This is a genomic window from Rhizobium sp. TAL182, from assembly GCF_002117725.1.
GTDB lineage: Bacteria > Pseudomonadota > Alphaproteobacteria > Rhizobiales > Rhizobiaceae > Rhizobium > Rhizobium esperanzae.
Window position 1 is genome coordinate 675,927 of record NZ_CP021024.1, and the last position, 21,021, is coordinate 696,947.

General features: G+C 62.4%; 20 protein-coding genes. 15 read left to right on the forward strand and 5 right to left on the reverse strand.

Going from position 1 to position 21,021, the window contains the following annotated elements; translation table 11 throughout:
• Positions 1 to 7 precede the first annotated feature (7 nt).
• On the forward strand, positions 8 to 445 hold the full coding sequence (locus Tal182_RS03400) for a response regulator (protein WP_085858071.1): 438 nt from the start codon (positions 8 to 10) through the stop codon (positions 443 to 445).
• A gap of 128 nt (positions 446 to 573) precedes the next feature.
• Here Tal182_RS03400 and Tal182_RS03405 read toward each other — a convergent pair whose 3' ends face one another.
• From Tal182_RS03405 to ybaL, 4 genes are all read right to left on the reverse strand, one after another.
• Positions 574 to 1,290, reverse strand: a complete 717-nt coding sequence (locus Tal182_RS03405) for a HAMP domain-containing sensor histidine kinase (RefSeq protein ID WP_064800653.1) — start codon at positions 1,288 to 1,290, stop codon at positions 574 to 576.
• Between the two features lie 172 nt (positions 1,291 to 1,462).
• A complete protein-coding gene (gene secD, locus Tal182_RS03410) occupies positions 1,463 to 4,012 on the reverse strand; it encodes a protein translocase subunit SecD (RefSeq protein ID WP_064800654.1) in 2,550 nt (849 codons plus the stop codon).
• Between the two features lie 85 nt (positions 4,013 to 4,097).
• Positions 4,098 to 4,478, reverse strand: a complete 381-nt coding sequence (locus Tal182_RS03415; protein WP_085858072.1) for a hypothetical protein — start codon at positions 4,476 to 4,478, stop codon at positions 4,098 to 4,100.
• A 54-nt stretch (positions 4,479 to 4,532) separates the two neighbouring features.
• Complete coding sequence (ybaL, locus tag Tal182_RS03420) at positions 4,533 to 6,350, reverse strand: YbaL family putative K(+) efflux transporter (protein ID WP_085858073.1); 1,818 nt, start codon at positions 6,348 to 6,350, stop codon at positions 4,533 to 4,535.
• A 34-nt stretch (positions 6,351 to 6,384) separates the two neighbouring features.
• Between ybaL and Tal182_RS03425 the strand changes: the two genes are divergently transcribed.
• Complete coding sequence (locus tag Tal182_RS03425; RefSeq protein ID WP_082929640.1) at positions 6,385 to 6,681, forward strand: helix-turn-helix transcriptional regulator; 297 nt, start codon at positions 6,385 to 6,387, stop codon at positions 6,679 to 6,681.
• A gap of 16 nt (positions 6,682 to 6,697) precedes the next feature.
• On the opposite strand, the gene Tal182_RS03430 is transcribed toward Tal182_RS03425, so the two are convergent.
• Positions 6,698 to 8,119, reverse strand: coding sequence for a glycosyltransferase family 39 protein (locus Tal182_RS03430; RefSeq protein WP_085858074.1), 1,422 nt, complete (start codon positions 8,117 to 8,119; stop codon positions 6,698 to 6,700).
• 647 nt (positions 8,120 to 8,766) lie between these two features.
• Here Tal182_RS03430 and Tal182_RS03435 point away from each other — a divergent pair.
• From Tal182_RS03435 to Tal182_RS03495, 13 genes are all read left to right on the forward strand, one after another.
• The gene (locus tag Tal182_RS03435) at positions 8,767 to 10,398 is read left to right on the forward strand and encodes a globin-coupled sensor protein (RefSeq protein WP_085858075.1); all 1,632 of its coding nucleotides are present in this window, start codon (positions 8,767 to 8,769) and stop codon (positions 10,396 to 10,398) included.
• A gap of 63 nt (positions 10,399 to 10,461) precedes the next feature.
• Positions 10,462 to 10,758, forward strand: coding sequence for an STAS domain-containing protein (locus Tal182_RS03440; protein ID WP_010022301.1), 297 nt, complete (start codon positions 10,462 to 10,464; stop codon positions 10,756 to 10,758).
• Positions 10,755 to 11,120 (forward strand): chemotaxis response regulator CheY1, encoded by a 366-nt coding sequence (gene cheY1, locus Tal182_RS03445; protein WP_003570362.1) that lies wholly within the window; start codon positions 10,755 to 10,757, stop codon positions 11,118 to 11,120. The genes Tal182_RS03440 and cheY1 overlap by 4 nt, the downstream gene beginning before the upstream one ends.
• A gap of 17 nt (positions 11,121 to 11,137) precedes the next feature.
• Positions 11,138 to 13,429, forward strand: coding sequence for a chemotaxis protein CheA (locus tag Tal182_RS03450; protein ID WP_085858076.1), 2,292 nt, complete (start codon positions 11,138 to 11,140; stop codon positions 13,427 to 13,429).
• A 4-nt stretch (positions 13,430 to 13,433) separates the two neighbouring features.
• Positions 13,434 to 13,901: a chemotaxis protein CheW gene (locus tag Tal182_RS03455; protein ID WP_085858077.1), complete on the forward strand. Its 468-nt coding sequence runs from the start codon at positions 13,434 to 13,436 to the stop codon at positions 13,899 to 13,901.
• Positions 13,898 to 14,806, forward strand: coding sequence for a protein-glutamate O-methyltransferase CheR (cheR, locus tag Tal182_RS03460; protein ID WP_064800662.1), 909 nt, complete (start codon positions 13,898 to 13,900; stop codon positions 14,804 to 14,806). Before Tal182_RS03455 ends, cheR begins: the two co-directional genes overlap by 4 nt.
• Positions 14,803 to 15,846 carry a protein-glutamate O-methylesterase CheB gene (gene cheB / locus Tal182_RS03465; RefSeq protein ID WP_085858078.1) on the forward strand — a complete coding sequence of 348 codons (1,044 nt, stop codon included), beginning with the start codon at positions 14,803 to 14,805 and terminating at the stop codon, positions 15,844 to 15,846. Before cheR ends, cheB begins: the two co-directional genes overlap by 4 nt.
• Positions 15,847 to 16,236 carry a response regulator gene (locus tag Tal182_RS03470; RefSeq protein ID WP_004672258.1) on the forward strand — a complete coding sequence of 130 codons (390 nt, stop codon included), beginning with the start codon at positions 15,847 to 15,849 and terminating at the stop codon, positions 16,234 to 16,236.
• Positions 16,233 to 16,790, forward strand: a complete 558-nt coding sequence (gene cheD, locus Tal182_RS03475; RefSeq protein ID WP_064800664.1) for a chemoreceptor glutamine deamidase CheD — start codon at positions 16,233 to 16,235, stop codon at positions 16,788 to 16,790. Before Tal182_RS03470 ends, cheD begins: the two co-directional genes overlap by 4 nt.
• A gap of 16 nt (positions 16,791 to 16,806) precedes the next feature.
• The gene (locus Tal182_RS03480; RefSeq protein ID WP_064800665.1) at positions 16,807 to 17,196 is read left to right on the forward strand and encodes a hypothetical protein; all 390 of its coding nucleotides are present in this window, start codon (positions 16,807 to 16,809) and stop codon (positions 17,194 to 17,196) included.
• 197 nt (positions 17,197 to 17,393) lie between these two features.
• Positions 17,394 to 19,079: a flagellar basal-body MS-ring/collar protein FliF gene (gene fliF / locus Tal182_RS03485; protein ID WP_085858079.1), complete on the forward strand. Its 1,686-nt coding sequence runs from the start codon at positions 17,394 to 17,396 to the stop codon at positions 19,077 to 19,079.
• Between the two features lie 406 nt (positions 19,080 to 19,485).
• Positions 19,486 to 20,232 carry a helix-turn-helix transcriptional regulator gene (locus tag Tal182_RS03490; RefSeq protein ID WP_085858080.1) on the forward strand — a complete coding sequence of 249 codons (747 nt, stop codon included), beginning with the start codon at positions 19,486 to 19,488 and terminating at the stop codon, positions 20,230 to 20,232.
• An 8-nt stretch (positions 20,233 to 20,240) separates the two neighbouring features.
• Entirely contained in the window at positions 20,241 to 20,987 is a 747-nt protein-coding gene (locus tag Tal182_RS03495; protein WP_064800668.1) for a helix-turn-helix transcriptional regulator, read from the forward strand.
• The last annotated feature ends 34 nt before the right edge of the window (positions 20,988 to 21,021 follow it).

A 21,021-nucleotide genomic window follows, 5' to 3' on the forward strand; every position in this document is an offset into this window, starting at 1 on the left:
AAATGAAATGATCACCAAAACGGTCCGACAGAATGCCGTCAAGGTTCTCTTCGTCGACGACGAGTTCGTCGAATTCCGCGCGCTCAAAAAGAAGATCGCCGATCTTTCCGAGCCGGCGGTCGAAGTCGAATATTCACCGTCGATCGGAGACGCATTGGAAAAAATCCGCGCAGCGCGCTTCGATCTCATCCTGCTCGACAATCGCCTTCTGCCCAATGCCGATTTCCGCGAGACGGTGCCGGAGTTGCGCGGTATCGGCTATACCGGCCCGATCGGCGTCGTCTCGACCGACATATCGGGCGGCTATTTCCAGGAGTTCCCGGATTACGGTGTCGACTTCCGCATCGGCAAGGACGAAATCGACGTCCAGACGCTGCAGCACATCATCCGCGAATATGTGACCTACGATGTGCCGGATTTCTGGAAGGACGATTACAGCATTTGAGCAGCGCAAAAGCGGTGCGGTTCGCGATAGCGGCATGCGCAAACAACGATTTGAAGCACGCCCACCGGATCTGAGATCGCGATGCGCTTCAAAGACGGCAAACGAAGCTGAGCGATTGCAATACCTGCTTAGCCCGCGGGCAGGCGGATGGTGAAGCGGCTGCCGGTTTCGTCCGAATGCTCGAGACTGATATCGCCGCCAAGCGCCTTCAGAAGTTCCTGCGCCGTCGTCAAGCCGAGACCGGCGCCAGGGGTTGCCCCCGCCTTCGGCAATTTCCAGAACGGCTCGAAGATCCGCTCTCGATAGGCGGGATCGATGCCGGTCCCGTTATCGGAGATCCGGATGAACCAGTTCGCCCCCTCTTGCTCCGCCGCGATCGCCACATGCAGCGGCGATGCGCTGCGATAGGTGAGGGCGTTGGAAATGATCTGCCTCAGCACCAGGCCGAACAGCGCGGGATCGGTGCGGATGGAGGGGAGGCTCCGACTGGCGAGCGTCGCGTCGCGCGCGCCCGTCTCCTCGATGAGGTCGCTCCAGATTCTTTCGGCCAGGGCCTTCAGTTCGACCTCTTCGGGCATTACCTGCGGCGCTCCACCGGCAAGGCTCATCAGTGCCTTGGTGAGGCGTTGCGCGGCTTGCGCCTTTTCCAGGATCATCCTGAGGCTCTGAAGCTGTTCGCCGTCGAGTGTCTCCTCGAGGTCGTCGAGCAGCAGCTCGGCATACATGGCGATATGGCGCAGCGGCGATTGCAGGTCGTGCGAGGCGGTTGCGAGAAAGCGCTTGATGCGCTCCTCGTTATCGCCGGCAATATTGCTCTCAAGCGGTTTCGTCGGGTTGGGTGACATCTGGCGGTTTCCCCGATCTCTGCTGCGGCGTCGCGCTCTCTTTCAGCCACGCGACGGACGCTGTAATATCTTGAATTGCTGCATAATTTTATCCTGGCAATAGGCAACAATAAAAAGAGGGCGCCGGCTCTGCAACCGGCGCCCTCTTCAAGGATGCGTTAACAACCCGTTTTCAGCTCGCCGACTTGCGCGAGCGGCCCTCTTCCGGCGGGATGATTTCGGCTGCCGCATCGGTTGCCAGTGCCGCCTTGGCATGGCGGCGGCGCCAGTCGCCGAGGAACAGCAGGATCGGTGCGGCGATGAAGATCGACGACGCGCCGGCCACCAGAATGCCGAAGACCATCGGGATCGCAAAGCTCGAAACGGCGCTGCCGCCCCAGATCGCCATCGGCACCAGGGCGAGGAAGGCCGTCGCATTTGTGTAAAGGCTTCGCGCCAGGGTCTCGTTGATCGACTTGTCGATGATCTCGCGCAGCGGCATCGACTTGTAGAGCCGCATGTTTTCGCGCATGCGGTCGTAGACGACGACCTTGTCGTTCACCGAATAGCCGACGAGCGTCAGGATGGCGGCGATGGCCGTGAGGTTGAAGTCGAGCCCGGTGATGGCGAAGAAGCCGATCGCCTTGGTGACGTCGAGCACCAGCGTGACGATGGCGCCGACGGCAAACGGCCATTCGAACCGCACCCAGATATAGATGAGCATAGCCAAGCTGGCGATTACGACCGACAGGATGCCGGCCGAGGCAAGCTCGCCGCTGACCTTCGGACCGATGACGTCGGTGCCTTCGACAGTGGCGCTCGGATCGATCTTGGCGACTTCTGCCTTCAGCTTGGTCACCGCAGCCGTCTGCGCCTCTTCGCCGCCTTCCTGCCGCTGCGCCCGAACGAGAATGCTGTTGTTGTCGCCGAAGGTCTGCAGCGTGATTTCGCCGAGGCCGAGACTATCGAGACCCTCACGGAACTTCGCAAGATCGGCCGCTTCTTTCGTCTTGACCGACATCTGGATGCCGCCGCGGAAATCGACGCCGTAGTTGAGGCCGGGATGGATGAAGAGCACGACGGAGGCGATCGAAAGCAGCGCCGAAACGGTGACGCCGAAGAAGCGCGCCTTCATGAACTGGATGTGCTTGTCATAAGGGCTGAAGGGGATCAACGGCCGGATGTTCAGCACCTTGAACCTGCGGCGGCGGGTAATCTCGATCATCGCGACGCGAACGAAGGCGACCGAGGTGAACATCGAGATGATCAGGCCGAGGGCCATGGTCACGGCAAAGCCGCGAACCGGCCCGGAACCAAACCAGAATAGGATGGCCGCAGCGATCAGAGCCGTCATGTTGCCGTCGATAATGGTCGAATAGGCACGATTGAAGCCCGTATCGATGGCGGCAAAGGCGCCCTTGCCCTTGCGGGTCTCTTCACGAATACGCTCGTTGATGAGGACGTTCGCGTCGACCGCGAGGCCGATGCCGAGAACGACGCCGGCGATACCCGGCAGCGTCAGCGTCGCGCCGACCAGCGTCAGGGCCGAGAAGGTCAGGATCGTGTGGATCAGCAGGGCCACGTTGGCCAGAATGCCCCAGGTGCCGTAGAGCACGAAGATGAAGGCCGCGACGAGGACGAAGCCGACGATGCCGGAATAGATGCCCATCTTGATCGCATCGGCGCCGAGGTCGGCGCCGACGGTGCGCTCCTCGATGACGGTCAGCTTGGCGGGCAGGGCGCCGGCGCGCAGCATGGCGGCAAGCGTCGTGGCGCTGTCGGCCGAGAAGTTGCCGGAGATCTGGCCCGAACCGCCGGTGATCGGCTCGCGGATGACGGGGGCGCTCAGCACCTTGTCGTCGAGGACGATGGCGAAGGGATTGCCGACATTCTGGCGGGTGATCTCGGCAAAGCGGGTTGCGCCGGCGCTGTCGAAGCGGAAGCTGACGATGGGTTCGCGCGTGTTGGGATCGAAGCTGACGCGGGCATCCGAAAGGCGGTCGCCCGAGATTTCGACGCGGTCGAGCACCGGATAGGATCGGCCTTCGTCATCCTGCATCATGGTGACGCCGGGGCCGGGCTGGTTGTTAGGCGCCAGCATGTGGAACGACATCTTGGCCGTGGAGCCCAGAAGTTCGCGCAGGCGCGAGGGATCCTGCGCGCCCGGAAGCTGGACGAGCACGCGGTTGCCGCCGATGCGCTGGATCGTCGGCTCGGAGACGCCGACCTGGTCGACGCGCTGGCGGATGACTTCAAGGCTCTGCTGGACGGCGTTGTCGACATTGGCGGAGATGCCGGCCGGCGAGAAGCCGACGGTGATGGTCGCGCCGTTCGCGGTGACGTCGAGATCGGCCTTCCCAGCGCTGAGGCCTGTACTGATCGGATTGGCGAGCGTCCTAAGTTCGGTGACAGCGGCATCGCTCTGCCCGGCATCGGCGAGCGTCACGACGATCTGGTTCTGGCTGCGCACGACGGCCTTCGGCTGGATGCCCTTTTCACGCAGCACGCGGCGCGCGTCCTGGAGCAGCGATTGCAGCCGCTCCTTGGTCAGATCAGCCTCGTCGACTTCCAGAACGAGGTGCGAGCCGCCGCGAAGGTCGAGGCCGAGCGACACCTGATCATGCGGCAGCCATGCCGGAATGCGCTGAAGGACGGACTGCGGCAGGACGTTCGGCAGGGCGATGAATAGGCCGATCACGATGATCACCGTATAGGTGAACACCAGCCATGGTGAAGTACGCATGTTGTATTCCTTAGATAATCGAGGGCCGGCGCGCGAGCGCTGGCGGCATGTCGTCAATGGTCGGAAGCGCCGCGGGGCGCCAGCCTCAGACGGCGATCGGCGGTGCGCGCGGCTGATGGGTCCTGGAAACTGCCGGATGAAGCGGAGGTTCGAATGCCGCAAGAGGAGCGGTCACGTTCCAGCCGGTAAAATCGACGGCAGGTGTGGCGGCAAGGGCCGGCGGTCCAGCGTCGTAGGCGGTCTGTTTCGGCGCAAGCTTGCGCTCGGCGGCAAGCACCCCGCGCACGGCATCGCGCGCGCTCAGTTGCGGCGGCTGCGGATCGCGGCCGGAAGAGGAAAGCGTGTTGACGGCGGTTGCCGGCGCAATGATGAGATTGCCGCCGAAAAGCAGGCCGATATAGGCAAGAATGGCGATGAGAAGGGAGGCGGCGATACGGCTCTGTAGACGGTGCTGATCCAGCTCCATCTCCTCCGTCCCGGCGATGTCACTCCCGTATCGGCTCAAAAGCGCGCCAATCTCTCATTCTCGTTCCGGCGGAGCAGTGCCCGTCGGGATGATTGTAGCAGGCTCCTGCCTGTCTTCATAGGAAACACTCTCATGATGCACTTGAGCCAGCCGGTCAACCATGCCAAGTGCGATTTCGCGTTCGCCCATGATGACGGTGTCGGCGCCGTATTGCTTCAGCTCGTCGACCTCGGCGTCGGAATGGGCGCGGGCGACGATGAGGATCGAGGGATTGACGCTGCGCGCCTGCTCGGCGATGCGGCAGGCCTCGAAGGCGTTCGGGATGGCGATGGCAAGGCTGCGCGCAGCCGAAAGATTGGCGAGATCGAGCGTCTCCTGCGCCACCGCATTGCCCATGAAGGCTTCGATCCCTTGCGCTTTCAATTCGCCGATGCGCTTGTCGGAATCCTCGATGACGAGGAAGGGCGTGCCTGACGATTTGAGATTCTGCCCGACGATCCGGCCGACCCGGCCGTAACCGATGAGGATGGCGTGGCCGGCAAGCGTGGTCGGACGCACGGCGTCGTCCTCAGGCGGCACCTGCTCCTGAGCGGCACCCGCATCCGCGGCGGAAGCGGGGTCGGCTACAGCTTCATCGCGCCTTGCACCTTCGAGAACAGGCCGCATGCGGTCGCAGAGGAAGAATAGCAGCGGATTGAGGATGATCGAGATGATGGCGCCGGTAAGGATCAGGTCGCGGCCCTCCTCCGGCAACAGCCCGAGTTCGACGCCGAGAGCGGCGAGGATGAAGGAGAATTCGCCGATCTGACCGAGGCTTGCTGAAATCGTCAGCGCCGTGCCGGCCGGCTTCCTGAAGGCGAGCACGATCAGAAAGGCGGCGACGGACTTGCCGATGACGATGATGAAGACGGTGGCGAGGATCGGCAGCGGCCTGTCGAGCAGGATGTTCGGATCGAACAGCATGCCGACGGAGACGAAGAAGAGCACGGCAAAGGCGTCCCGCAGTGGCAGGCTTTCCTGGGCGGCGCGGTGGCTGAGTTCGCTTTCGGCCAGCACCATGCCGGCAAAGAAGGCGCCGAGCGCCAAGGACACGCCGAACAGCTTCGCCGCGCCGAAGGCAACGCCAAGCGCGATGGCGAGCACGCCGAGCCGGAAGAGCTCGCGCGAGCCGGCGTGGGCGATGCGGTGCATCATCCAGGGAATGAGCTTGCGGCCGAAGACCAGCATCAGCGCCACGAACAGCGCCACCTTGACCAGCGTCATGGCGATCATACCGCCGATGCCGAGATCGAGGCCGAGCAGGCTGTTCAGACCCGCCGACAGCGGCTCGACCGGGCCATGGCCGCCGCCGATGCTGGCTGCCGCCGGGATCAGCACCAGCGCCAGCACCATGGCGAGGTCTTCGACGATCAGCCAGCCGACGGCGATCCTGCCGCGCTCCGTCTCCACCAGCCGGCGCTCATGCAGCGCCTTCAGCAGCACGACAGTAGAAGCGACCGAAAGCGCCAGGCCGAAGACCAGGCCGCCGCCGGTCGGCCAGCCCATCAAGGCGCCGAGGCCCCAGCCGAGCAAAGTCGCAAAGCCGATCTGCGCGACCGCGCCGGGCAGGGCGATGCCGCGTACCGACAGCAGGTCTTTGAGAGAGAAATGCAGCCCGACGCCGAACATCAGCAGGATGACGCCGATTTCGGCAAGCTCCGGCGCAAGGCTTTGATCCGCCACGTAACCCGGCGTGTGCGGCCCCACCAGCACGCCGGCGATGAGATAGCCGACGAGCGGCGGCATGCGCAGCCGATGAGCAAGCGCGCCGAAGATGAAAGCCAGCACGAGGCCGCCGACGATTGTCGAAATCAAGGGCGTATCGTGCGGCATTGCTGTCTCCCGATCTGGAAATCCCGTTTGCAATGTGACATATATGGTCTATCTCGACCAATATGGGCAACATGAAATCATGGGTCAAGGCGCAAGGGAAACAATTCTCACCCCGGCTCTCTGCCGCGCGGCGCGCGGCCTGCTGGATTGGACCCAGGCCGATCTGGCTGAAAGAGCCGCCGTCTCGCGCAGCACCATCCGCGATTACGAGGGGCGCCACCACGACATCCACCGCGCGACGGAGGCGCAGCTGCGTCTCGCTTTCGAAAGGGGTGGTGTCAGGTTCGTCGAGATCGAAGGGGCAGGCACCGGCCTCTGCCTGCCCAATTGAACAGGCCGAAGCCGGCTCAGGGCGCCAGGCAGCCGGCGGAGACTTTGTAGATGTAAAGCGCCTTGCCCTTGTAATAGCCCGCGGTCGGCTGCCAGCTCTTCAGGACCTCCGGCGTTTCCGTGGCACAGGTGAGGGGGGCGTCCGTCAGGAAAAGCACCTTGCCTGTGACGTCGGCGGGCAGCGCGAACTCCTGCTCGTAATAGCTCTCCGGAAGTCCCGCGGGAGCTCGGGCGTAGATCCGGTAGGGTGCGTCGCGCAGCGTATAGAAGAGATCGGCGACCATGTCGCGGTTATTGGTGACGATGATATCGGTGCCGGCCTGAGCTGCAAGGGCTCCCGCCTCGCGGCTGACCTCGGCGCGGCCGAGATAGCGCTTCATCAATTCGTCGCCGTTCGGCAGCAGCAATTGCTGCGGAAAGATCGTCGCCAGCGGAAAGAGCAGGCTTGCGATGCCGTTGATGGTGAGCGACAGCCTCAGCCCCTTCGGCCACATCCGGTGAAGCAGCCAGACGGCAAGAATGGTTCCGGCGACATAGGCGGTTACGGCCCAGTTGGCATAGGCTTTCGCGACCGTCGCCTGCAGCGTGATCAGCACCACCACCGGCATCGACAGCCAGATCAGCATCTTTTCGCGGTCGTCGCTCCGGCCCTTGATCATACGATAGACCGCCCAGAGCATTGCGAAGAAAATGATCGGTCCGACCACGCCGAATTGGGCGGAGAAGAATTCGAGCCCGCGGCGCAGATTGATGCCGAGGTCGCTCCAATGGGCGATATCCTGCGTATGGCGCACCGTCGTATTGTCGTGTTGCAGGTTCCACCAGAGGTTCGGCAAGGCGACGACAGCCGCGACCGCGACAGCGATGATGAAGTCCCGAACCGCGATGCGCGCCGACGGAATGAGCAGGAGGGCGATTGCGCCGCCCGGTACGACGAACAGCACGGCATATTTCGCCAGGAAGGCGAGGCCGACGCCGAGGCCCATGACGAGCGCCAGCCCGACCGAGCGCCGCTGCGTCAGGCCGAAATAGGCGAGCAAGGTGATCGCGATGAAGAACAGCAGGATCACGTCGGTCGAGAAGAACACCGAAGAAAGTGCCACGCCGGGAAGCGTAATGTAGGTGGCGCCCGTCCAGCCTTCGATCTCAGGCCCGACGAAACGCTTTGCCACCTTCATCAGCACCAGTGCCGCCGCCATGTGGATCAGCGGTCCGAGAAGCCTGATGAAATAGATGGCGTTGGAGCCGGAAAGCTCCGTCATCGCCCGGATCACCCAGGCGATCATCGGCGGTTTCGAATAGTACCCGAGATCGAGATTCTGCGACCAGAACCAGTACTGTGCCTCGTCGACAAACAGATCTGTGGCATCGAAATGCAGCGTGACGACACGCCAGAGCGTGAAGCCGAAAACGATGAGGAGACCAGATCTGGGGGACATGAACCGAGTGTTCCGCTGACATGAAAGGCGCGAGTGCGATTACACCAAAGGCGCCGGACTGCCAACGGGGAATGGAATGGATCGGCTTGGAGCCAGAGGGGCTTCAGAACACCCGAAGCATGCGGATGTCGCGGTTTGCCGCGAGGAAATCGAGACGGGCGATGGCGGCAAGTACGCCCATTGCGATCAAGCAGGAACCCAATCCGAGAACAATCATTGCTCTGTCCTTGTCGACGTCATGTCTTGGTTGTCGACCGGCCTATAACACGGAGCTTGCGTGTGCCTTGTAGCAGCCGTGCAACTTCGTGGAAGTATTTCCTGCGAACTGCCTTGAATTGCTCCAAAAGCCTGCTCCTGGAAAGGCGTATTAACCTTCGGGCAAGGAATTAACCATAAACATTGGGTTACACGTCGGAATGGGAAGATGTGCTCGTTCCCAGCAGGCATGACGCCGTACCGCCGTACCGGGTCGATCCGGTATCCATCTCTTCAGACAGCTTCGAAACATAGCTGATCAAGGGCTTTTACCTGCCGGTCGTCGCCGGTGGTGAAGACCGGCTCCGCGCTTGCGTTCATCGAATGCTGCAAAAGTTTTTTGCCGGGCATTCGCCTGGAAAGTGGGTCGGGGACAGGCGTTGAGGCAGGACATGCCATCAGATCAGGCTCGTGGAGCGCAGGCAGGCAGCTTGCGCGACCGCCTGCGTTTTGCCGGTCTCGATGCCGATCAGTGCGAACTGGTGCGCCGTAACCGGCCGGCCCTCGAAGCGCATCTGAAAGCCGGTCTGCGCGATCTCTTCCACAGGTTCCAGTCCTATCCCGACGCTGCGCGCAATTTCGAGAGCGACAGACAGGTCGATCGTCTGCATGATCTGCAGTCCTCGCATTGGGACGTGCTGACGGATGCGCGCTTCGACAGCCTCTATGCCGAGCGCGTCAAGGTTCTCGCCGACACCGAAAGCAAAATGGGCCTCGACCCGCGCTGGCACGTGGCCGGCCACGGCGTCATGCTGGAGCATGTCCTTTCCGGCCTCGTCGAGGAGATCGCCGGTCGGCCCCTGCTGCCCTCGGCCAGGCGCCGCGCCCGCGAAATGTCCGATCTGATGACCGCGATCATCCGCATCGTCATGGTCGACGTGGAAATCGCCGTTTCGCTTCGCTTCAATGCGCTGCGAGCCGCCCAGAGCCGTGCGCTCGCTGATCAGCGCGCCGGAAGTGAAGCGGAAATCGCCCGGATCTTCGGTGAGGTCATCGAGGGCCTCGCCGCCCGCGACCTGACGCGGCGCGCGCCTGTCGACCCCGACGGCGCCTATGCCGGGATCGCCGCCGCCCTGAACGGCGCCTTGGACGGCCTCCAGGCAGAATTCGCCGCCGTAACCGGACGCACAGATAAGGCTGAAGCGGCAACGGTTTCGCTTGCCGACCTGTCGCGGCAGTTCGCCGGCACGGCGTCCGGCCAGGCCGACCGGCTGCAGCTTTCCGCCGCCGCCCTTGCCGGCATTGCCGGCAGCGTGCGCGACGGCGCCGCCGACAGCCGCGCCGCCGAACAGGCGGCCGCCTCGACCCGCGCTGCGGTCGAGCAAAGCGGCGAAGTCGTCGGCCGCGCGATCAGCGCCATGGCCGATATCGAGCAGTCGGCCGAGAAGATCGGCCAGATCATCGGCGCGATCGACGAGATCGCCTTCCAGACCAATCTTCTGGCGCTGAATGCCGGCATCGAGGCGGCTCGAGCCGGCGATTCCGGCCGCGGCTTTGCCGTCGTCGCCCAGGAAGTCCGTGCGCTTGCCCAGCGCTCGGCCGACGCCGCCCGCGAGATCAAGACGCTGGTGACGACGACCAAGGCGCAGGTCGACGCCGGCGTGCAGATGGTCGCACGTACACAGGATTCGATCGGCAGTATCGTGCGGCAGGTCACCGACATCAACGCCGCCATATCAGGCATCGCCACCAGGACCGGCGAGCATGCCGCAAGCCTCGACGGCGTGGCGGCCGACGTCAAGGGTCTCGGCGCAGAGGTGGCGGACAGTGCCGGTTTGGCCGAACGCTCCGCCGAAGGCGCCGACCACCTGCATACCGTCATTCTCGAGCTCGGCCAGACGATTCGCGAATTCCGCATCGCCAGGGAAAATGCGCATTCCGGGCGCCTGGGCTCGGTTCGCGCAACGCCGTCCCGCGCGATCGAAGCGGTTGCCCGTCCTGCGGTCGAAGACGAATACGAAAACGACGATTTTGGCCTTCCGCAGTCGCTCGCAAGCGTCGGAGGTGGGCGGAATGTTTACTAACCTATCGGATGATCGCCGCAGCTCATCTTTTCGAGCCGGGGACAAGGGGACAAGGACAAGCTGATGGTGGCAAAGAAGAGTGGCAAGACGCTGAATTTGACAGCGGTGCTCGACCTCAACGAGGCTTCCGCCTTGCGTGAAAAACTCCTTTCGTTCAGGGGCAGCGGTCTTTCGATCGACGCATCCGGCGTCGAGCGGATCGGTGCTCTTTGCGCACAGGTCCTGATGTCCGCCGAGAAGACCTGGGCGCAGGACAAGCAGCCGTTCACCTTCTCCCAGGTGTCCGACGCATTTCAAAAAACCATGCAGCTGGTTGGCGTCAATATTGACCACCTGCTTGCCAAGGAGATTCGGCAATGAAGAAAAAAGTACTGACCGTGGATGATTCACGCACCATCCGAAACATGCTGCTCGTGACGCTGAACAATGCCGGCTTCGAGACGATCCAGGCGGAAGACGGCGTCGAGGGTCTCGAGGTTCTCGAAGAGTCCAATCCTGACGTCATCGTAACCGACATCAACATGCCGCGCCTCGACGGTTTCGGCTTCATCGAAGGTGTCCGCCGCAATGAAAAATATCGGGCGATCCCGATCCTGGTCCTGACGACCGAGAGCGACGCGGAAAAGAAGAACCGCGCCCGCCAGGCCGGCGCCACCGGCTGGATCGTCAAGCCTTTCGACCCGGCCAAGCTGATCGATGCAATTGAGCGTGTAACCGCTTAAACCCAGGATTTGCTCCTATGGATATGAACGAAATCAAAGAGATCTTTTTCCAGGAGTGCGAGGAACAGCTCGCCGAGCTGGAATCCGGTCTTCTGAAAATGAACGATGGCGATCGCGATCCGGAAACCGTCAATGCGGTGTTCCGTGCCGTGCATTCGATCAAGGGGGGCGCCGGCGCCTTCGGCCTTGATGATCTGGTTGCCTTCGCCCATGTGTTCGAGACCACTCTCGATTGCGTTCGTTCCAACAAGCTCGAGCCGAACCAGGACGTCCTGAAGGTGATGCTGAAGTCGGCCGACGTGCTCGCCGACCTGACCAATGCCGCACGCGACGGCGGCAGCGTCGATGAGAGCCGCAGCCGCGGCCTCGTCAAGGAGCTGGAAGCGCTGGCCAATGGCGAATTGCCGTCTCCGTCGGCCGCCGCAGAGGCGCCTGCGCCGAAGGCCGCCGCAAAACCCGCACCGGCTGCTGTGGCACCCGCTCCCAAGCCGACCGACGATAGCGGCTTCCAGCCGATCCCCTTCTCCTTCGACGATTTCGGCGGCGACGAAACGGGCTCCGACCTGCCGGCATACGAAGTCACGTTCAAACCGCGCTTCGAGCTCTATTCCAAGGGCAACGACGCCACCCTGCTGCTGCGCGACCTTTCCCGCCTCGGCGAGATGACCATCTATTGCAACATGGACGAACTGCCGGGCCTCGAGGAGCTCGATCCGGAAGGCGCCTATTTCTTCTGGAACGTCACGATCAAGACGGATAAGGGCGAGGACGCCATCCGCACCGTCTTCGAATTCGCGGAATGGGATTGCGACCTGACGATAAAGCCGGTCGACGAAGCGGCTGGCAAAACAGGCGCCAATGAGGAACTGCCGATGGTGCCGGTTCCCTTCGACCTGTCGATCCTGGACGAAACGAGCGCAACGGAAGAGGCTTCCGCCGGCGCACGGGCTGACGAGACGGCTGCGGCCGTTGCCGCCGCCGAAACCGCATCCAACGTCACGCAGATGGCCGCAGCCGCCGCCCGCGTCGAAAAGAAGGAATCGGCAGCCGCCGCAGCAGCGGCTGCAGCAAATGCCGCCGCCCAGAACAATGCTGCCGGCGCCGGCCAGACGATCCGCGTCGATCTCGACCGCGTCGATCGCCTGATCAATCTCGTCGGCGAACTGGTTATCAACCAGGCGATGCTGTCGCAGAGCGTCATCGAGAACGACACGACCGGCACCTCCTCGATCAACATGGGCCTCGAAGAGCTGCAGCAGCTCACCCGCGAGATCCAGGACTCGGTGATGGCGATCCGCGCGCAGCCGGTGAAGCCGGTCTTCCAGCGCATGTCGCGTATCGTCCGCGAAATCGCCGACATGACTGGCAAGTCGATCCGCCTGATCACCGAAGGTGAAAACACCGAAGTCGACAAGACCGTCATCGACAAGCTGGCCGAGCCGCTGACCCACATGATCCGCAATGCCGTCGACCACGGCATCGAAACACCGGAAAAGCGCGCCGCCGCCGGCAAGAACACCGAAGGCACGGTTCGCCTCACCGCCAAGCACCGTTCGGGCCGCATCCTGATCGAGCTTGCCGACGACGGCGCCGGCATCAACCGCGAGAAGGTCCGCCAGAAAGCGATCGACAACGATCTCATCCCGGCCGACGCCAACCTGTCGGATGAGGAAATCGATAACCTGATCTTCCTTCCGGGCTTCTCGACGGCCGACAAGATCTCCGACATATCGGGCCGCGGCGTCGGCATGGACGTCGTCAAGCGCTCGATCCAGGCGCTCGGCGGCCGCATCAACATCACCTCCAAGCCGGGCCACGGCTCGGTCTTCACCATGAGCCTGCCGCTGACGCTCGCCGTTCTCGACGGCATGGTGGTCACCGTCGCCGGCCAGACGCTGGTCGTGCCGCTGACCGCGATCGTCGAAACCCTGCAGCCGGAAGCCTCCGCGATCCATTCCTTCGGCGCCAACCACCGGCTGATCTCGATCCGCAACTCTTTCTGCCCGCTGGTCGACGTCGGCCGCATCCTGAATTTCCGCGCGACTCAGGCCAATCCGGTCGAGGGTGTGGCGCTTCTGGTCGAATCCGAAGGCGGCGGCCAGCGCGCCCTGATGGTCGATGCCATCCAGGGACAGCGCCAGGTGGTCATCAAGAGCCTGGAAGCCAACTACACCCACGTGCCGGGCATTGCCGCCGCCACCATCCTCGGCGACGGCCGCGTGGCTCTCATCCTGGACGTCGACGCGGTTGTCGGCGCTTCGCGCGGCCAGTCGCTCAAAGCGGAAATGTCATTGGCAGCGGTAGGATAAGGCAATGTCGTATTCCGTGAAAAGTCTGAACGAAGGGAACCGCGAGCTGATCGCGTTCCGCATCGGCGATCAGGAATTTTGCGTGAACATCATGTCGGTTCGCGAAATCCGGGGCTGGACCCCGGCGACCGCGATGCCGCACTCGCCTGCCTATATGCTTGGTGTCATCAACCTGCGCGGCGCGGTGCTGCCGATCATCGATCTCGCCGCCCGCCTCGGCCTGAAGCCGGCCGATCCCACAGCTCGTCATGTCATCATCGTCGCCCAGGTCCGTCGCAAGGTCGTCGGCCTCCTGGTCGATGCCGTCTCCGACATTCTGACGGTGACTGACGAGATCATTCAGCCGACGCCGGAAATCTCCTCCGACCTCGAGCGCCAATTTGCCCGAGGCATTCTTGCCATCGACAAGCGCATGATCTGCCTGATCGAACTTGAAGCCCTCTTTTCCGAGACCGAAAGCGAAGCCGCATGAGTGCAATGGGTGCAAAGGATCAGAGGCTGGGAGCCGACGAGGTGCTGGCGAGCGGAGAATATCCGCTGACCCGCCGCGACCTCACGGAAATCGCCGCCATGATCTACTCGGATGCCGGCATCTTCCTCAACGAGACGAAGGCTTCGCTCGTCTATTCGCGTCTGTCGAAACATATCCGCAATCTCGGCCTTTCCGGCTTCCGGGAATATTGCGACCTCGTCGCGTCGCCGGCGGGTGCCGCACCGCGCCGCGAAATGCTGTCGCATCTGACGACCAATTTCACCCGCTTCTTCCGCGAAAATCATCATTTCGAGCATCTGCGCGACCATGTGCTGCCGGAGCTGCTGCAGCGGGCGAGAGCCGGCGGCAGGGTGCGCATCTGGTCGGCCGCTTCCTCTGACGGGCAGGAACCCTATTCGATCGCGCTCACCGTGCTGTCGCTGATGCCGAATGTCGCCGATTATGACTTCAAGATCCTGGCGACCGACATCGATCCGAAAATCCTGGCGATCGCCCGGGCCGGCGCCTATGACGAGAGCGCGCTCGAAACCGTGTCGCCCGCCATGCGCAAGCAATGGTTCAGCGAAGTCGAGGTGCAGGGCCGCAGGAAGTTCCAGGTCGACGACCGCGTCAAGCGGCTGATCACCTACAATGAGCTGAACCTGATGGCGCAGTGGCCCTTCAAGGGTAAGTTCGACGTCATCTTCTGCCGCAACGTCGTCATCTATTTCGACGAGCCGACGCAGATGAAGATCTGGCAGCGTTTCGCCGGCCTGCTGCCGGAGGGCGGCCATCTCTATATCGGTCATTCCGAGCGCGTCTCCGGCGAGGCGAAGCACGTCTTCGACAATATCGGCATCACGACCTATCGCTACACGACCAAGGGTCTCGGGAGGAAGGCATGAGCGCTCCGGCAAGAGTTCTCGTTGTTGACGACTCGCCGACGATGCGCGGCCTGATCACGGCCGTTCTGAGTTCGGACCCTGAGGTCAATGTCATCGGCCAGGCCGGCGACGCGCTGGAAGCGCGCGAGGCGATCAAACGCCTGAACCCCGACGTCGTGACGCTAGACATCGAGATGCCGAATATGAACGGTCTCGATTTTCTCGAAAAGATCATGACGCTGCGTCCGATGCCGGTCATCATGGTGTCGACGATGACCCATCGCGGCGCCGAGGCGACGCTGGCAGCCCTTGAGATCGGCGCATTCGACTGCGTCGGCAAGCCGGGACCGGGCGAACCCAGGCCCTTCGGCGACCTCGCCGAGAAGGTCAAGGCCGCCGCCCGCACCCAGCGCCAGTTTTCCCAGCCGGTGGTGGCCGCCACGCCGCCGCCTTCCGTCGCCGATTTCCGCGTCGGCCGCAAGATCGTCGCGATAGGCTCGTCGACGGGCGGCGTCGAAGCGCTGATTGCCGTCCTCCAGAAATTCCCGGCCAATTGCCCGCCGACGGTGATCACCCAGCACATGCCGCCGACCTTCACCAAGAGCTTTGCCGAACGGTTGAACCGGCTCTGCGCGCCGGTGGTGCAGGAAGCGACCGACGGCGCCCGTCTCGAAATCGGCAAGATCTATCTGGCGCCCGGAGGCGAACGTCATCTCCAGGTCACCGGCGCTTCGGCGCCGTCCTGCCGCCTTGTCGATCGCCCGCCGGTCAACGGTCACCGCCCCTCGGTGGATGTGCTCTTTGATTCGGTTGCGGAACTGGCCGGCCGCAACGCCGTTGGTGTGATCCTGACCGGAATGGGCCGTGATGGCGCCGCCGGATTGTTGAAAATGCGTCACGCCGGCGCCAGAACCCTCGGCCAGAACGAAAAAACCTGTGTCGTTTACGGAATGCCAAGGGTTGCGCACGAACTTGGCGCCGTTGAGCAGCAGCTGCCACTGTCTGCCATCGGTGAGGAAATATTGAAAATGACAGCCGCCCGAAAGGAAGGGACCGAATAAATGTCGATCGCGGAGAAAATCAAAGTTCTGATCGTCGATGATCAGGTAACGAGCCGTTTGCTGCTCAGCGACGCGCTGACCCAGCTCGGTTTCAAGCAGATCACGTCGGCGGGCGACGGCGAGCAGGGCATGAAGATCATGACCGAGCAGCCGCATCATCTGGTGATCTCGGACTTCAACATGCCGAAGATGGATGGCATCGGTTTCCTTCAGGCCGTGCGCACCAACCCCAACACCAAGAAGGCGGCCTTCATCATCTTGACCGCCCAGGGCGATCGCGCGCTGGTGCAGAAGGCGGCTCAGCTCGGCGCCAACAACGTGCTCGCCAAGCCGTTTACGATCGAGAAGATGAAAGCGGCCATTGAAGCCGTGTTTGGAGCTTTGAAATGATCGTTGAGGGGGCAGCCCGCCGCGTGCACATCATTCAAGGCGAGTACAAGGTTCTGAGCGATCCGAATGCGGTCCTCTCGACCATTCTCGGCTCGTGCGTGGCTGCATGCCTCAGAGATCCCGTCGCCGGTGTCGGCGGCATGAATCACTTTCTGCTGCCCGGTTCGGCGACGTCGCCGACATCAGGCGGCGATGCCACACGCTACGGCGTGCATCTGATGGAACTGCTGATCAACGGTCTCCTGAAGCAGGGCGCCCGGCGCGACCGGCTGGAGGCAAAGATCTTCGGCGGCGCAAAGACGATCTCGACTTTCTCCAATGTCGGTGAGCAGAATGCGACCTTCGCCATGCAGTTCCTGAGGGATGAAGGCATTCCGGTGGTCGGCTCCTCCACAGGCGGAGAGCACGGGCGCAAGCTCGAATATTGGCCGGTCTCCGGTCGGGCCCGGCAATACCCGTTGACCGGCGCCGAAACGCAGAGAACCGTCGCTCTCGAGCAGCAGCGTCCCGCCGCTCCGCAGAAGCCCGCCGAAACCAGTATCGAATTTTTTTGATGGCGAGGATTTTCATATGACATTTACTCCGGTGATGGAGCCGCCCGCGCCTGTCGAAGCGCTGAGCGACATCCTGATGCGCATCGTTTCGGAACTCCACGATGTGGCCTACCTGATCGAGCGCATCGAACCGCAGCTTCTCGAACTAGGCGGCGCTGAAATTCTGAATTCGCCTGACGCCATGAAGGTCATGCAGGGCATCGATCTGGCCGTGCAGAAGTCACGCGGCCTTGCCGAATTCATCGACACCATCACCGGCGAAATCCCGCTCGGCTGGACGGTCGACGTCGCGACCGCCCTCAGCCTCGTCAAGCTGGCGGAGATGCAGAAGGCGCTGGGCGGCTCGACGCGCCACGGTCATTCGCAGCCGCTGAGCAAGGCCGCCGGCGACTTCGACTTCTTCTGAGGCGCGCAGTTTTTCAACGCCGCTTCTCGCGCCTCAGGTCCCTTTCACGCACGTCGTTCTCGCAAAATCGCTGCGCGACATGCTTCAGCCTTTCGCTCTCGCGCGCTCCTTACGAAACGCTCGCACAAGTTTCGCCGATTATTCGTCGGATGAGGCAATAAGCCTCCTTTGTCTTTGACGGATCGTGCGAGAACAGAATGAATCTGTTAAATCAATTAGTTCAGATCTTTAAGAACTTTGGTGCCCTGGGCCGGACACGCCTGATGATTCTCGGAGGCGTCGGCGTCGTTTCCATCGCAATCATCCTTGCGGCTGCCCTTTTCGTCAACAAACCGGCCCAAGAAACTCTCTATGTCGGTCTCGACGCTCCCGATCTCAACCAGATCAGCATGGCGCTTGCCGAAGCCAACATCAATTTCCAGGTCGGCACGGACGGCGCCAGCATCACGGTTCCGGCTGGCATGACCGGCAAGGCCCGCCTGATGCTTGCCGAGCGTGGTCTGCCGAACAGCGCCAATGCCGGCTATGAACTCTTCGACAACGTCGGCTCCCTCGGCCTGACCTCCTTCATGCAGGAAGTGACGCGGGTTCGAGCGCTGGAAGGCGAAATCGCACGCACCATCCAGTCGATCTCGGGCATAACGGCCGCGCGCGTCCATATCGTCATGCCGGAGGTCGGAAACTTCCGGAAGGCGGAGCAGAAACCGACCGCCTCCGTGATGATTCGCGCCAGCGCCGCCACCGGGCGCGGCGCGGCGACCTCGATCCGTCACCTCGTCGCCTCGGCCGTGCCGGGGCTTGATGTCGATGACGTCACGATTCTTGATTCTGCCGGCCAGCTGCTCGCGTCCGGCGACGAAGCGAGCAACAGCTCGCTGAACCGTTCGCTCGACATCGTCCAGAATGTTCAGCAGGAAGTCGAATCCAACATCGACAAGGCCTTAGCGCCTTTCCTCGGCATGGACAACTTCCGCTCTAGCGTCACCGCCGACCTCAACACCGATGCTCAACAGATCCAGGAGACGGTTTACGATCCCGAATCCAAGGTCGAACGTTCGGTTCGTTCGACGAAGGAAGCCCAGCAGTCGCAGCAGAGGCAGTCCGACAACGCGACGACTGTCGAACAGAACATTCCCCAGGCGGCCCCTGATGCCGGCGGCTCCGGCGGCCCGGAATCACAGGACAAGTCGGATAAGCGCGAAGAGCAGACCAACTACGAAATCAACAGCAAGACGACGGCGACGACCCGCAATAGCTATCAGGTCGAGAAGCTTTCGATCGCCGTCGTGGTCAACAAGGGCCGCATCGCCAAGATGGTCGGCGAGCCCGCCGACCAGGCCAAGATCGACGCTTATCTCGCCGAAATGCAGAAGATCGTCGCATCGGCGGCCGGCATCGACGCCAAGCGCGGCGACGTCGTCACCGTCACGGCGATGGACTTCCTCGAGAACCAGCTGCTGGAAGACGCCACCGGCGGTGTCCGCGTCATGGATATGCTGAGCCGCAACCTTGCCGGCATCATCAACTCCCTCGCCTTCGTCGCGGTCGCCTTCGTGGTGGTCTGGATGGGGCTGCGGCCGCTGGTACGCAGCGTCAGCGGCAACGGCGCGGTTATCGGCGACGCCACGCCCGAAGCGGCTGGTCTCGAACTCCCGGACTTCGCACCTGCGGCAGGAGCGCCCGGAGGCGCTCTCATGGACGGCTTCGGATCCGACTTCGGCTTCGACAGCACCGAGGATCTGCTCAGCCTCGGCGACGACGACGGCAACTTCAACCGCCGCGTCAAGGAGGGCCCGGAACGAAAGCTTGCCCGCATGGTCGAGATCAACGAGGAGCGCGCCGCCAAAATCCTCAGGAAATGGGCGATCGACGACGCAGCATGAGAAAGGGCCGGGAAACCGGCCCTTTTCGTGTCGGCGCCAGGCTTTGTCGGGCAACGGAACAGTGTCGATCCCGGCAAGGCGCCGGCTGGGCCTCAAGGGTCACGGCGGGCTTCAGCAGAGGCGAATTAAACTGTGCGGTTCACTCGCGTAAAACGCGAATAACGTTGCGGCACAGCCAGAATCACCTTAGCCTCGCCTATATATGTCGAGGGGCATAATCGGCATTCGAATCAAGGCATGGACGGCGGCGAAAGTAAATCCCTAGAAGTCGGAGATGGTACTTTACATCGGCTGGCTTACCCTTAGGTGATTCGAAATAGGATTCGAGCGGGACCGAATTGAATCCTTTGCAGAAAAAGTGCAGTTGCACCGAGTGTGATCGCTTCTCAGCCGCAGGACGTTGCCGATGGATATGAACATAGCTCTGGCGAGCAAAGGCGAGAGGCAGATGATGAGTTTCGCAAGCGCAGTGGCGCCGGCTCTGTTGCCGCGTGACGAGCTGATCCAGCGCCTGCACGGGGTCGCCAGCACTGGCAGGTTGCAGTCCGGCCTGCGTGCACTGACGGAATATGTCGGTGCCTCGCACTATCTTCTGGCGCGTTGTGATCTCATCCAGGAAAGCGGCCTGGATTTCATCGTTTCCTCCGACTGGCCCTTCGATCTGGTCAAGGAAGTCGTCAATGATCTCGTCAGCACCTATGCCCGTTCGACCGAGCTGGAAAAATGCATGCAGGTTTTCCAGCCGAATTTCGCGCTTCTGCCCGAAGGCGCCGATGTGCCGGAGGGTGCCAGCCGCCAATATTGCTCATTGACCTTCAATGTCGGCCGCTCGCGGCTCGCCTTGATGTTCCTGTTCGGCGAAGGCTTCATCCTGTCGCCGGAGCGCCTGCGGGATGTGGGACTGCTTGCCGGCTACGTCGCAAGCTTCCTTCGCTGCGGCGGCGCAAAGGTCGACCGCGATTTCGAACTGACTGACCGCGAGCTGGAATGCCTGTTCTGGATCGCCGAGGGCAAGACCAGCGATGAGATCGCGATGATTCTCGGAATATCCCGCAATACCATCAACAATTACATCACCAGCGTGATGCGCAAGACGGCGACCAAGACCCGGTCGGAGGCCATTGCCTTCGCGGTCCGCAACAATCTCGTATAGGGGAATCCATGGCACATCCATCAAGCAGGGCGATGAACGGCGCCGATCCGCTGCGCATGGTTAGGGTGAACAGGATTTCCAGCCGTTCGGATCTTTATCCGCGGCTGATCGCGATGCAGAAGCTCGCTGACGCGCAAGGCTTCGCGATCTACCGTGTCAGCGGCTCGGGACTGCCGGCAAAGCAGCGCCTTGTCTGTGAGCTCGAGAACTGGGGACCTTCGAATGCCGGTTTTGCCAAGGCCTTCACGGATGCCTATGGCGATATTCTTCTTGATCATATCGAAAAGTCGCTGCTGCCGGTTTCATGGGCCGGCGCTCATGACCGGGCGGCTCCCGGTCCGGCGGATTTCTCGCCCTTCATGACGCGCCTGAAGGATGGAATTCTGCCTTTCTCCGGCCTTGCCTTCCCGGTGCGGCTCGGCGCCCTCGGCAATGGCTTCATCCTTTTCACCGGCGATGATATCGATCCTTCAAGCGATACGATCGTCGAGCTGCATGGTCGCTGCTGCCACGTCATGATGGATCTGCTCTCGCTCGACGAACGCCGCTCGGCCGCCGCCGAAGCGCTGAGCGAACGAGAAATCGCCTGTCTCCAGCTTGCCGGCGATGGCCGCATCAGCGAAGAGATCGCCGAAAAGCTCGGCCTGTCCGTGCACACGGTCAATGCCTATCTCGGCTCGGCGACCATCAAGCTCGATTCCGTCAATCGCATCCAGGCGATCGCCAAGGCGATCCGGCTCGGCTACATTAGCTGAACCGGCGCCTTGCACTCTTCTTGTAAGACGGCGA